Origin of the sequence: Pseudomonas sp. QTF5, assembly GCF_000512695.2 — a bacterium.
Lineage (GTDB): Bacteria > Pseudomonadota > Gammaproteobacteria > Pseudomonadales > Pseudomonadaceae > Aquipseudomonas.
In genome coordinates, this window is the sequence record NZ_AZRW02000011.1 from 28,996 (window position 1) to 41,675 (window position 12,680).

Sequence of the window (12,680 nt, forward strand, 5' to 3'; positions counted from 1 at the left end):
AGCAAGCCCGCTCCCACATTTGATTTCAGTCGCTCACAGCATCTGTGTACGCAGGAGATTCCATGTGGGAGCGGGCTTGCTCGCGAAGAGGCCAGCCCAGTCACCTCTGACTCATGCCCGAAACACTCAGCAAAAAAACCACCCTTCGCGCCTACCAGGATTGATCTAGCCTTCAAGCATCCCAACGAGCAAGGACGCTCTCGATGCTGCCCAACCTGCGCCTTTTTTTCGGTTTCCTGCTGACCCTCACCTGCCTGACCACCAATGCCGCCGAATGCCCCGCCTGGCCACCAGTCCGCGCGCAGGAGGAAATCACCGCCCTGCAACAGCAAATCGATCGCTGGGACGACAGCTACCACCGTGAAGGCCAGTCGCTGATCGCCGATGAACTCTATGATCAATCCCGCGCGCGACTGACCGAATGGCGCGAGTGTTTTGATGCAGGCCCCTCCGCCGAACCATTACGTACGGCCGCCGGCACGCTTGCCCACCCCATCGCCCATACCGGCCTGGAAAAACTGCGCGATGGGCGCGCCGTCGAAGCCTGGCTAAAAGATCGGGGAGAGGTCTGGATTCAGCCCAAAGTTGACGGTGTGGCGGTGACGTTGATCTATCGCAACGGCTGGTTGCACCGGGCGATCAGCCGAGGGGACGGGGTCAACGGCCAGGACTGGACCGCCTCGGCACGCCAGATCGCCGCCATCCCTCAAAAACTGTCGCAGTCGCGGGACTTGCTGCTGCAGGGCGAACTCTATTGGCGCCTGAGCGAACACGTACAAGCCGAGGCCGGCAGCCTCAATGCCCGCGCTACGGTGGCCGGGCTAATGGCACGCAAGGCACTGAGCACGGAGCAAGCCGCCGGTATCGGGTTGTTTGTCTGGGACTGGCCGCAAGGCCCGAAAAGCCTGTCGGCCCGTGTGGCGGCTCTGGATGAATTGGGGTTCCCGAGCACGGCGCCCTACAGTCAGCCGATCGAGGCATTTGCCGATGCCGAACGTTGGCGCGATCACTGGTATCGCTCGCCCCTGCCCTTTGCCAGCGATGGGGTCGTGCTGCGACAGGACCAACGCCCACCGGCCGAGCGGTGGCGGGTGAAAACGCCTTACTGGAGCGTTGCCTGGAAATACCCTTTTGCCCAGGCGCTGGCCGAAGTGCGCAAGGTCCACTTCAAGATCGGACGAACCGGCCGGATCACCCCGGTGCTGGATCTGGCACCGGTGATGCTCGATGACCGGCAAATCAAACGCGTGAGTGTCAGCTCCCTGCAACGCTGGAAAACGCTGGATATTCGCCCGGGCGATCAGGTCGCCATCAGCCTGGCGGGGCTGACCATCCCCAGACTCGATGGTGTCGTATTGCGCAGCACCGAACGTCCTGATTTGAACGTACCACTGGCAGCAGACTTTCATCCGTTAAGCTGCTGGCAACCAACACCAGGATGTGAAAGCCAATTCCTCGCACGCCTGAGCTGGCTCAGCGGCAAACAGGGGCTGGCCTTGCCTCATGTCGGGCCGGGCACCTGGGAGAAACTGCTCAAGGCCAAACGCCTCGCCAGCCTGCTCGATTGGTTGACCCTCGATGAGCAAGAGCTTGCTACCATTGACGGCTTCGGCGAGCGCAGCAGTGCTCGTCTTTTGAACAGCTTCAACAGCGCCCGGCAACGCCCATTCGCTCGCTGGCTTAAAGCCCTGGGCTTGCCACCGACCGGTCAGGCACGTCTCGCCGATTCATGGCAGGCGCTAGCGCAACGAAACACCGAACAATGGCAGGCCGAAGCCGGCATTGGCCCGGGACGCGCAGCGCAATTGAGCGCATTTTTCCGCGACCCGCAGGTCCTGGCCTTGAGTGAGACATTACGTGTTGCCGGAATTGATGGTTTCTAGCGGCCAGCCCTGCCTGAGAACCGGGAACCCAAAGTGGCCGATGCGCTCAAACAGCCCATCGCTACATCGATTTTTTCACCTGGAGCTTTTATGAAACTTCTTTCACCGCTCGCCTTGTTGACCCTGTGCAGCGTGATGGCCGCTCCATTGATGGCCGACGAAGACGCACCTGGCCTGACTGGCTGCGCCGCCAAAAAACAAGGCATCATCAACCAGATCGAACTGGCCAAGTCCCGCGGCAACGCCGATCAACAGGCGGGTCTGGAAACCGCCCTGAGCGAAGTCACCGCCCATTGCACCGACGCCTCCTTGAAGAAGGAACGGGAAAACAAGGTGCTCGACGCCAAGCACGAAGTCAGCACACGTCAGGCTGACCTCGACAAAGCCATGAAGAAAGGCGACGCAGAGAAGATCAACAAGCGCAAAGACAAACTGGCTCAATCGCGTAAGGAATTGCAGGAAGCGCTGGATGAGCTGGATAAGTAGGAGCTGGCCTGCCAGCGAAGCTTTTGGCGGTCTCAAGAACCATTCGCTGGCAAGCCAACCCCCCTACAATCAATGATCCCGAAACTCCTTATGGCACGCACTGCAGGCATCTTCGACTTTCTGCACCGCCGGCCCCAGATTGCTGACCTTGTAGGGTTGAACCTGGCTGGCGATCACCAGTTCACCGGTGGCGCCTTCAAGGGTTCGGGCCATCTCCTGGAAACGTGCCTGCTTCTGCCAGACATCGTCCTTGGCGCTGGTGTGATCGTCTTCGCGTACCTGCGGGAAGTGTTTCCACGGCTCATGGGACAAAGTGTCGAGCTTCACGGCACCATCAGCGAATTTCGGACCATCGAATGGAATACGCCCACGCAACATGCCGCCCAGGTCTTCGCCGGTCTTGAGCATCTGCTTGAAGATCGCCTTGCGCTGACCCAGTGGCGAATTCGGGTCGACACCGCCGCAGGCGGACAAGGTCAGGCAGGCCAGCAATACAACAAAAAGTCTTTTAAGAGTCATGGTGGCTTCAGGTCACTGGAAACGGCGGCCAGTATCCTCGCGTCACCGGCAAAGACCAATAGCCCTATTATCAATACGGGTTGTTTGAGCGCATGGAGCACTCAGGCAACCGCCAAAGGAATTACTCCATGAACAGCCGTTTCAAGGCATGGCGTCACAATCTGACCTGGACCCTACCGATGGTGGCCGTGCTGGCAGGTTGCACCGGCGGCGACAGCAGCAAACCGAAAACCCACGCACTGGCGACCTACTCCAGCGCCACCTGGGAAGCGCTTCCGGCGGTGTCCGATAACGACCTCGTCGCCGGCTTCGGCTCGTGGCGCAGCGCCTGCAACCGACTCAAGGCCGACCCGGTCTGGGGCGGCACCTGTGCGGCTTCCGCCAATGTGCAACCAACCGCCAATGACATCCGCGGCTTCCTCAAACAGAACCTGGACGTCTATGGCCTGCGTGCCGCCAATGACAACCCCAACGGTCTGATCACTGGCTACTACGAACCTGTGTATCCCGGCAGCCTGACTCAAACCGAGGACGCCAACATCCCGGTCTACGGTGTGCCAGAGGACATGATCATCGTCTCGCTGGACAGTATCTACCCGGAACTCAAAGGCAAGCGTCTGCGCGGACGACTCGAAGGTCGCGTGCTCAAGCCATACGACGATGCGGCAACGATTGAAACCAAAGGCGTGAAAGCGCCGGTAATTGCCTGGCTGACCGACCCGATGAACCTGCAGTTCCTGCAAATCCAGGGCTCGGGCCGTATCCAGCTTGATGACGGTCGTCAAATGCGCATCGGTTATGCCGACCAGAACGGCCACCCGTATCGGCCCATCGGCCGCTGGCTGGTGGATCAGGGGGAGTTGAAGAAAGAAGACGTGACCATGGCCGCCATTGATAATTGGGCCAAAGCCAATCCGACGCGAATTCCCGAACTGCTCGGCAGCAACCCCAGCTACGTGTTCTTCACCCACAACCCCGACAGCAATGAAGGGCCGCGCGGTTCGCTGAATGTACCGCTGACCGCAGGTTATAGCGCGGCGGTGGACCGCAAGGTGATTCCGCTCGGCAGCCTGTTGTGGTTATCGACCACGCGCCCGGACGGCAGCGCACTGGTACGTCCGGTGGCCGCGCAAGATACTGGCGGCGCGATTGCCGGCGAGGTCCGCGCGGACCTGTTCTGGGGCACGGGCGAGGCGGCCGGGCAATTGGCCGGCGACATGAAACAGCAGGGACAGATCTGGATGCTTTGGCCTAAAGGGGCGGCGTTGCCTCAAGTGCCGCAGGTTGCCGATACGGTTAAAGCTAATCCTTAAGAGTTGGATCGACAGCACTACTGCATTCGCGAGCAAGCCCGCTCCCACATTGAATCTTCGGTGAACACAAGATGTGTGTCCGCCGATAATTCAATGTGGGAGCGGGCTTGCTCGCGAAGAGGCCCTGACAGACACCGAACATTTCAACGGCCAGATTCAGACCGACACAACAAAGAAACTGACAATCACCCCCATGCCAATGGCCCACACTAGCGACCGCAGAATCGCCCAGTCCGCCAGATAGCAAATGATGTAGAGCAGCCGACTGGTGATAAACAACACCGCCAGCACATTGATCGTCACCAGATCAGCATTACCAGCCAAGTGCGCGACGATTACCGCCGCCGCAAACGCCGGGGTCACTTCGAGACTGTTCAACTGCGCCGAATGCGCACGCCTGGCCACCCCTTCGAGCGAATCCAGAAACGCCCGCGGGTCGTGATTCTGTTTCAGCCCGAACTTGCCACCGCTGAACTTGGCGACACCTGTACATAGATACGGCAGGAAGATCGCAATCAAAATGCACCACAGAGCAACCGTCATAACGCAGTTCCTTCTTCAAGTTATAGAGAATCGAATTCCATCAGGGGCGACTAAAACTTCATCACCAACATTCCGATCAGCACCAACCCACAGGCTAAGAGCCGGGACCTGCCGAAAGGTTCTTTCAGGTAGCGCATACCGAACAGCACCACCAGAATCACACTGATTTCGCGCAGTGCCGCGGCTTCGGCAATCGAGCCGAGCTGCATGGCCCACAGCACCAGAGCGTAACTGAACAATACGCAAAACCCGACCGCCAACCCTAACCGCCACTGTTCGCGCCAGAACAGCATGAACGCCGGGCGCTTGCGCACCATCGCCAACAATGGGAACGGCCAGGCGCTGAACAAGGTGACCCACACCAGGTAATCCAGCGGATGGGACCAGCGCCGCAAGGCTTGGCCATCGATAAAGGTGTAGCAACCGATGCACAGTCCGATCAGCGCCACCACCGGCAGCATCGACCACGGCAGACGCACCCCGCCACCGCCCTGCCAGAGCAGGCACAACATGCCGAACGGGATCAGCAAAATCCCGAAGATCTGCTGAGCCGTCAGCACTTCCCCGGCGAAGATCAGTGTCAGCGCCAGCACCACCAACGGCGACAAACCACGCATCAACGGGTAGACCAAACCGAGATCGCCGACCCGATAGGCCTGGATCAACAGGTAGCGATAGAGCAACTCAAATGCCGCCGATGCGAGAATCCACGGCCACATCTCCAGTGGCGGCAACGCCACGAAGGGCAGCATCAGGGCGACAAACAGCAGCGCCACGCTGTCCATGCAGGCCACCACCAACAGCCGCTCCGCGCTGAATTTGATCAGGGTATTCCACGCCGCGTGCAGCAGCGCCGCCACCAACACCAGAACCGTCGCAAGCACGGCACACTCCTTGTTTTCCGCCTACCCTCCCCCGTAGGAGCAGCCTTCGCAGCTCCTGCATCACAGGGCAGAGATTTGATTCGCCATATATCAGCAGCTGTTTATACTGCAAGCGACCATGCCGCACTCAGTTGCGCACGACTAATTCCAATAATTGATGCCTCTGCCCACTCTCCCCAAGAACGGTCGTCGGCCTGCGCACGCCTGATCAGGGACGTGGCCGGCTGAACAGGCAGGTCATAAAACCATCCGACAGACCTCATGACGGTCGGTCAGAAAAACGGTCTTCGACGTCCAGCAATCTGGACGCACGTTGTGTGACGTTTCTTCAAGCCGTCAGGCCGCCCGCCTAATACCCATCTGAAAGGCTCAAGCCAGAGCCTTTCGGGTCATGCCGCGTGCCTTTGCCAATCATCTTCGGGCATGTGTTCCAAGTTGATACAACGTGCTCCCGGGCACCCCTGACTCTCCTAAAGTGCAGCTTCCGTATTTGTTCTCAAAGGAAGAGACACTCATGATCAATACAACCGCTCCCCTGGCGCGCCCTCTCGTTCAGTCGACCCTCCCGGAAAATGCCGCTAAAGGCTCATCGGCAGGTCCAATCGACAATGATTGGGGTGACTTCATGAGGGGGTCAACGCAGATCGGTCAAGGCCAGTGCGGAACTCTCCTGTCATTGAACGAACGCGGGTTGTCGATCCGCCGTTTTGAAAATGGGGTGGTCGAAATGGACCTCAAGCTTCCCGACATCGAACGCCTGGTGCTCAGCGGCGGCGGCGCCAAGGGGGTCGCCTTCTCAGGGATGGTGAAAGCACTGGAAGAGGATGGGGCCCTGGACAAGATCCGCAGCATCTCCGGTTCGTCGGCCGGCGCCATTTCGGCGGCATTTCTGGCCAGCGGCATGAGCCACGCAGACTTCGACAAGATGTCGGACGAGACCAATCTCATTTCCCTGCTCGATAGTCAAAACAAGGTGCTGGGACCGATACAGCAGGTCAGTTCCATCCTTGGCAAAGGCATCGCGAAGGTCCCGGGAAAAGCCGGCACTATCGGACGCTTGCTGTTCGATCTGATGCCTCGCCTCCAGTCCAAGGCCATGCCGCTGGAAGCCCTGATCCGCGAAAAAATGATTGAGTCAATCCTGTCGCGTTTCAACGATGCCCGTAACGATTCACAACGACAGCTTCCAGAAAAGATCGAAGATAGTGTAAAGGACATGCTAAAAAGAAATTTCGTGACCTTCGGTGATCTGGCGACGCTGAGCCAGGACATGCCTGAAATCAAGCAACTGCACATCACCGGCACCGCCATGCTCGATGGGCGCCCGCAGATGGTGGTGTTCAATGCCAGCCTGACCCCGGATCTGGATGTGGCTCGCGCAGCCCATATTTCAGGTTCACTGCCCCTGGTTTTTCAAAAGCCTTCTGAACAAGGACTGGCCTTTCAGGCTGACGGTGAACGGACGTCATTTCAGGACGGCGGGATCATGCTCAACACACCGGTCATGGACCTCTACGAACCTCAATTCTCGATGAGCGTAGTTCCTGAAAGCGATCAGTTGATTCTCAAGTTCCAGAGCGAGAATGGCGGTCAAAAAAAAGATCGCGGCACACTGAGCTCAGCGATAGCCGACAAGTTAGTCGGCGTACGCTATACGGCTCGAGACGCTCAAGAAGCCGATGGCCTCAAAGCACTTGAAAAGAAAACAGTCACTGTTCCTCTGAAGACCGAAAAGGGCAACTTTACTGGCACGTTACAAGGCACGGTCAACTTCAGCATGCCGATGGAGCACAAAAACCACCTGCAGCAAAAACTGCAAATTGAAGTTGAACAGTACCTGACACGCCACAAAAGCACCGAAACCTATGCTTTCAGCTCCATCGGCGGCGCACTGCTGGCCCTCGATGATCAATTGTTCGACGCGGCGGCGGAAAAGCTGGAAGGCGATCAAGCCTCTGCCGCAGTCATCACCTTCCGTCAGCAAGCTAAAAAGACACTGAAGAATTTGCAGCAAGCCTTGAGCCACGTCAAAGCCGAAGCCACGCCGCAGAAACTGAGCCTGACCGGGGCTATACGTGACGCTATCAGTCATCTGGATCAGCTCGCTGACACACAGGGAAAAACCGAGTGGCTGGCGAAGAAGCTCAACCATGGAAACGTCCCGGACTACATGGAACTGCTTCAAGCTGTCAAACGCATGGATGCCGGGATAACAGGACCCAAGTCCGCTGTTTTAACCAAGGCAATCGAGGAGATGGGCATGCGCGATATCGTCACCAAGAGCGAAAACTTCATTCGTGAGGTGATCTACCCCTCTTTGTATCGTCTTGGCCAACCGGATTCGAACGTCAAGTTGTTGAACGATGCAATCGATGACTTGCGCGAAACCAGAAACGCCGAAGGTTACAACGAAATACTCAATCGGATTGCCGACCAGTACGTCTCGCGCACCTTTGCGAACGCTTCGCGTCCTTCCCACTCGACAACCATCGATCAAACCCGCGCATGGCTGATCCCTGGCTGATAATCGCAAGGTTCCGGGCGGGTCGGGCGAGCGCTGATGCCTCGCCCGGCCTCAATGCCTAACGTTCGTCAGCCCTCGCATCCACTTCGTTTCCCTTGTTTTCAGGCGCACCGGACTCACTGCGAATCTGCGCATGGCTGATCAGCGCAAAAATAAAACTGCCGCCAATGATGTTTCCCGCCAGCGTCGGCCCGGCGAACACCAGCCAGAAGTCCTTCCACGGTAACTCGCCAGCAAACACCAGGTACGAAACCTCCACCGATCCGACCACGATGTGGGTGAAATCTCCCAATGCCATGACATAGGTGATGAGGATGATGATCCACATCTTGGCGCTTTCCATGGAGGGGATCATCCAGACCATGGTGGCGATCATCCAGCCGGAGATGATGCCTTTGGCGAACATTTTGCTGGCGTCGTTCTCCATGACCTTGCGCCCGATGTCGAGGAAGGCCAGGTCGGTCTTGGTGTCGAAAATCGGCAGGTGCAGCATCACATAGGCCACCAGCAGAGTGCCGCAGAGGTTGCCCACCAGCACCACTGTCCACAGCCGAAACAACCGACCGAAATTATCCAGTGTGGGTTTGCTCATGATCGGCAGAACCGCAGTCAGAGTGTTCTCGGTGAAGAGTTGCTGACGGGCGAGGATCACTGCAAGAAAACCTGCGCAGTAGCCGAAACTGGCAATCACTTTGAAGCCTTCGCCGTCCGGCAGACGCGAGTTGAGCAGCCCCATGCCCATCAGCGACAAGCCCATCGTCAGACCGGCAGCCAGGGCTGACCACCACAGCGCCGCAACGCTACGCTCGAGTTCCTGATTACCTTGGGTGCGAATGATTTCGTGCAGCACCGCCGCGCGCGGTGGCTGATTCTTGTCGACCTCACGCTGCTCTTGTGCCGAGAGATCCGGGGTCTTGCCGTCTTTGGACGTGTCCATAAAGCTCCTGAACCGGTGGCGTGTCGTTTAGTTACGACACGCGGGGTTCGGAGCTGTTCAGTGGTCCGCTAAAATCAGGCTGACCGATAGACCGCTTTCGCGAGCAAGCCCGCTCCCACAGTGAATTTCAGTCGTTAATCGAGTTTGTGTTCGCTGAAGATCAAATGTGCGAGCCTGCTCGCGAAGGGCGCGCCGCCGATCTCATTCGCCGATGACGTCATCCTTGAACTGGTCTTTGACGTACCTGATCTCGGTCCGGCCGTGCGGCGCGGGCAGGCCGTCTTCGCCCAGATTCACGAAAACCATCTTCTCCACCGTCAGGATGCTCTTGCGGGTGATCTTGTTGCGCACTTCGCAGGTCAGCGTGATCGAGGTGCGACCGAACTCGGTGGCAGTGATGCCCAGTTCGATGATGTCGCCCTGACGCGAGGCGCTGACGAAATTGATTTCGGAAATATACTTGGTGACCACGCGCTGATTACCCAGCTGGACAATGGCGTAGATCGCCGCTTCTTCGTCGATCCAGCGCAACAGACTGCCGCCGAACAGCGTGCCGTTGGGGTTGAGGTCTTCGGGTTTTACCCATTTGCGGGTGTGGAAATTCATGCTCACTCCTGACCGTCTTGCCGATTGATGCCGGGCATCATGGCAGAGCTACGCCCCAAGCCTCTATTAAGCATCGACTATGGTCTCGATTACCGTTCGGACGTTGACCAACAGAAACACTTTGGAAGTATCGTCTACACGGCTATAATCGCCACCGTTGTGCGACACGTGTTGCGTGTCTTCAAGACTTCAAGGTGTATGGTCATCTTGAAGGGTTTTCGAAAGGAAACCGACAGCTTGGGTATCCAATCCCGAGAAACAAAACCATCCCAGAAGTCCAATGCCTTCAAGGACTTGCCGCTGCGGCGGGGCACCCCAAGGTCGACTAGCGCTCGGAGGTTCGATCACAGAACGGGTTTCACTGGTTCTGGAGCGCCCATAAATCATCGGTTCTTTTTAGAACCCTACCCATGCGGGAGAGAATCCCCGCAGGGGTTTTCTCCTGCTTCTGAAACAGGAGGAAACACATCTCAAAGCATGCTGATTCGTTCAGTACTTGCTTCCCTCATCTGAAGACTCGAGCGAAAGCTCTGTCTGTCATCGTCCAACTACCTTGCTCTCAAGGTGGTAGCGGACTCGTTGTGCGACCAACGATAGCCTACGAAGACATGCGTCACTGGTAACGGTGGGGTGTGAAGCTCTTCCGACAATGTGCCCCTTAATGGTACGTCTTCGCCGTGAGGCTAGACGTAGATGCTCGGAGCAGTACCGGGTTGAGGCGCTAGGCTGGTTGGCATGGGTAACTCATGTGAACTGCTGATAAACACCGTAACGATTGACGAGCCAAAACTGCTGTCAGGCTCGAACCAAAAGGTGCGTGGTCGGATATCTCTGTAGCGGAAAGTGATACGTCGCCATTTAGACCACCGGTGAAAAGGCAGACCCTAAACCAATCGTGTGACAGGCAGGGAACGTGGTAAGCCCGTATGGCTGCCTTCGGGCAGGCGAGCCGCAAGGTGAGCTGTTGGCTGTGCGGGTATGGGATCGTAGAGAAAGCGAACGCCGGGCTGTAATGGTCCGGATAGGGGTTGAAACATAACCCCACGGGAAACCGGGCAGACTTCTGCGTGGTCTTTCGTCGCATGAACTCTGATTGAACCTGTCTCAATAATCTTAGAAACCTGTGGTTCGGGTTTTTCAATAATCCAGCCCTGACGGGAGCGTCCATTCCCGTCAGGGGATGCGTACGTCTTCCGCTCAGGCGCGTTGAGAGGAAGGCAGCATGAAAGTACATAGCCATACGGCCGTGTCTGCGCCTTCCGGCGCTCCGCAGCAATGGCACGACATCGACTGGTGTCGTGTCCAGCGGAATGTCCGGGCGATGCAGCTACGGATTGCGAAGGCTTGTCGGGAAGGCAATTGGCGCAGGGTTAAATCCTTGCAACGGATGCTGACTCGCTCTCGTTCGGCCAGATACTTGGCTACACGGCGAGTCACTGAAAACCAGGGCAAGCGCACGGCGGGAGTCGACCGCGTGCTTTGGGATACACCCGATGCCAAGTGGAAAGCGGCTAACGGGTTGAAGCGCCACGGATACAAGCCACGGCCTCTACGGCGTGTCTTCATTCCGAAGTCAAATGGGATGGAGCGTCCACTGGGCATCCCGACCATGACTGACAGGGCTATGCAGGCGTTATATCTGCTGGCCTTGGCGCCCATTGCGGAAACCACCGGCGATCCGAACAGCTATGGCTTTCGGATCGAGCGTTCAACGGCGGATGCGATGGGTCAGTTGTTCGTATGCTTATCCCAGAAGGTTTCGGCCCAATGGGTATTGGAAGCGGACATCAAAGGTTGCTTTGACCATATCAACCATGACTGGCTGATCGCCAATGTTCCAACGGACAAAGAGATCCTCCGGAAATGGCTGAAGGCTGGCGTGATTCATAAGCGTCAGTTACAGGCGACGGATGCCGGTACGCCACAGGGCGGGATTATCTCGCCCACCTTGGCAAACATGGTGCTGGACGGACTGGAATCACAGCTCAAGCAACATCTGGGCGTGACAAAGGCCAAGAAGCTGAAAATCAACGTGGTGCGATATGCGGACGATTTTGTGATTACCGGTAGCTCGAAAGAGATGCTTGAAAACGAGATAAAGCCTTGGGTTGAGCAATTCCTCGCGGTGCGGGGATTGCAGTTGTCGCCTGAGAAAACCCATGTCGTCCACATAGATGAAGGTTTCGATTTCCTTGGCTGGAATTTCCGCAAATACAAAGGGAAGCTCCTGATCAAACCGAGCAAGAAAAACGCGCAAGCGTTCTATCGCAAGGTAAAGGAAGTCATCAGCACCAACAAAACGGCTAGGCAAGAGGATCTGATTCGATTGCTTAACCCAATACTGCGAGGCTGGGCGGTTTATCACCAGCCAGTGGTTGCCAAGCAGACGTACAGCCGCATGGACCACTTGATTAACTACGCGCTCTGGCGCTGGGCAAAACGGCGACACCCCAACAAGAATGCGCCCTGGATAAAGGAAAAATACTTCCCCAAACAGGAGCAGAAAAGTTGGGTGTTCTCCGGGACAGTGATAAACGCAAAGGGAGAGTTCGTAACCCTTAAGCTGTACTCGTTAGCGGAGACTCCTATTGAGCGACACAAGAAGGTCAGTGGCGGATACAACCCCTTCGATCCTACGATGGAAGGGGTGGGTGAAAAGCTGCGTATGGAACGGATGCTGAAAAAGCTGAAGTACCGGAAACAGATTCTCAGCCTGTACCAAAACCAGAGCGGAAAGTGTGCGCTATGTGGGCAGCCGATCACCAAAGAGACAGGATGGCATGACCATCACATCATCTATCGCATTCGGGGTGGTGACGACTCTTTGGGCAATCGGGTACTATTGCACCCAGTTTGTCACCAGCAGCTCCATGCACTGGGTTTGACAGTGAATAAACCGGCCTCTTAATGAGGTTTTGCAAGACTTGAGCCGTATGCGCTGAAAGGCGCACGTACGGTTCTTGGGGGGCCCCATTCCAGAAATGG

Annotated in this window: 10 protein-coding genes; 5 read left to right on the plus strand and 5 right to left on the minus strand. The window is 57.1% G+C overall.

Annotated features, from left to right (window positions below; translation table 11 throughout):
* Positions 1–203 precede the first annotated feature (203 nt).
* Both ligB and IC37_RS11305 read left to right on the plus strand, forming a co-directional pair.
* Entirely contained in the window at positions 204–1,883 is a 1,680-nt protein-coding gene (ligB, locus tag IC37_RS11300) for an NAD-dependent DNA ligase LigB (protein WP_030130207.1), read from the plus strand.
* A 90-nt stretch (positions 1,884–1,973) separates the two neighbouring features.
* On the plus strand, positions 1,974–2,369 hold the full coding sequence (locus IC37_RS11305) for a DUF1090 domain-containing protein (protein ID WP_030130206.1): 396 nt from the start codon (positions 1,974–1,976) through the stop codon (positions 2,367–2,369).
* Positions 2,370–2,438: 69 nt separating this feature from the next.
* On the opposite strand, the gene IC37_RS11310 is transcribed toward IC37_RS11305, so the two are convergent.
* Entirely contained in the window at positions 2,439–2,888 is a 450-nt protein-coding gene (locus IC37_RS11310; RefSeq protein WP_030130205.1) for a cytochrome c, read from the minus strand.
* A 128-nt stretch (positions 2,889–3,016) separates the two neighbouring features.
* On the opposite strand from IC37_RS11310, the gene IC37_RS11315 reads away from it, so the two are divergent.
* On the plus strand, positions 3,017–4,201 hold the full coding sequence (locus IC37_RS11315; protein WP_030130204.1) for a murein transglycosylase A: 1,185 nt from the start codon (positions 3,017–3,019) through the stop codon (positions 4,199–4,201).
* 156 nt (positions 4,202–4,357) lie between these two features.
* Here IC37_RS11315 and IC37_RS11320 read toward each other — a convergent pair whose 3' ends face one another.
* A complete protein-coding gene (locus tag IC37_RS11320; protein ID WP_030130203.1) occupies positions 4,358–4,744 on the minus strand; it encodes an MAPEG family protein in 387 nt (128 codons plus the stop codon).
* A 50-nt stretch (positions 4,745–4,794) separates the two neighbouring features.
* Positions 4,795–5,628 (minus strand): EamA family transporter, encoded by an 834-nt coding sequence (locus IC37_RS11325; RefSeq protein WP_030130202.1) that lies wholly within the window; start codon positions 5,626–5,628, stop codon positions 4,795–4,797.
* 514 nt (positions 5,629–6,142) lie between these two features.
* Between IC37_RS11325 and IC37_RS11330 the strand changes: the two genes are divergently transcribed.
* The gene (locus tag IC37_RS11330; RefSeq protein WP_051414826.1) at positions 6,143–8,152 is read left to right on the plus strand and encodes a patatin-like phospholipase family protein; all 2,010 of its coding nucleotides are present in this window, start codon (positions 6,143–6,145) and stop codon (positions 8,150–8,152) included.
* Between the two features lie 58 nt (positions 8,153–8,210).
* On the opposite strand, the gene IC37_RS11335 is transcribed toward IC37_RS11330, so the two are convergent.
* Positions 8,211–9,089: a formate/nitrite transporter family protein gene (locus IC37_RS11335; RefSeq protein ID WP_030130200.1), complete on the minus strand. Its 879-nt coding sequence runs from the start codon at positions 9,087–9,089 to the stop codon at positions 8,211–8,213.
* A gap of 201 nt (positions 9,090–9,290) precedes the next feature.
* On the minus strand, positions 9,291–9,695 hold the full coding sequence (locus tag IC37_RS11340) for an acyl-CoA thioesterase (protein WP_030130199.1): 405 nt from the start codon (positions 9,693–9,695) through the stop codon (positions 9,291–9,293).
* Positions 9,696–10,917: 1,222 nt separating this feature from the next.
* On the opposite strand from IC37_RS11340, the gene ltrA reads away from it, so the two are divergent.
* On the plus strand, positions 10,918–12,603 hold the full coding sequence (gene ltrA, locus IC37_RS11345) for a group II intron reverse transcriptase/maturase (RefSeq protein WP_030130197.1): 1,686 nt from the start codon (positions 10,918–10,920) through the stop codon (positions 12,601–12,603).
* Positions 12,604–12,680: the final 77 nt, after the last annotated feature.

Excerpts from the sequence above, each read along its gene's own strand:
- ligB (WP_030130207.1), top strand. The coding sequence starts at position 204 with ATGCTGCCCAACCTGCGCCTTTTTTTCGGTTTCCTGCTGACCCTCACC.
- IC37_RS11305 (WP_030130206.1), top strand. The coding sequence starts at position 1,974 with ATGAAACTTCTTTCACCGCTCGCCTTGTTGACCCTGTGCAGCGTGATG.
- IC37_RS11310 (WP_030130205.1), bottom strand. The coding sequence starts at position 2,888 with ATGACTCTTAAAAGACTTTTTGTTGTATTGCTGGCCTGCCTGACCTTG.
- IC37_RS11315 (WP_030130204.1), top strand. The coding sequence starts at position 3,017 with ATGAACAGCCGTTTCAAGGCATGGCGTCACAATCTGACCTGGACCCTA.
- IC37_RS11320 (WP_030130203.1), bottom strand. The coding sequence starts at position 4,744 with ATGACGGTTGCTCTGTGGTGCATTTTGATTGCGATCTTCCTGCCGTAT.
- IC37_RS11330 (WP_051414826.1), top strand. The coding sequence starts at position 6,143 with ATGATCAATACAACCGCTCCCCTGGCGCGCCCTCTCGTTCAGTCGACC.
- IC37_RS11335 (WP_030130200.1), bottom strand. The coding sequence starts at position 9,089 with ATGGACACGTCCAAAGACGGCAAGACCCCGGATCTCTCGGCACAAGAG.
- IC37_RS11340 (WP_030130199.1), bottom strand. The coding sequence starts at position 9,695 with ATGAATTTCCACACCCGCAAATGGGTAAAACCCGAAGACCTCAACCCC.
- ltrA (WP_030130197.1), top strand. The coding sequence starts at position 10,918 with ATGAAAGTACATAGCCATACGGCCGTGTCTGCGCCTTCCGGCGCTCCG.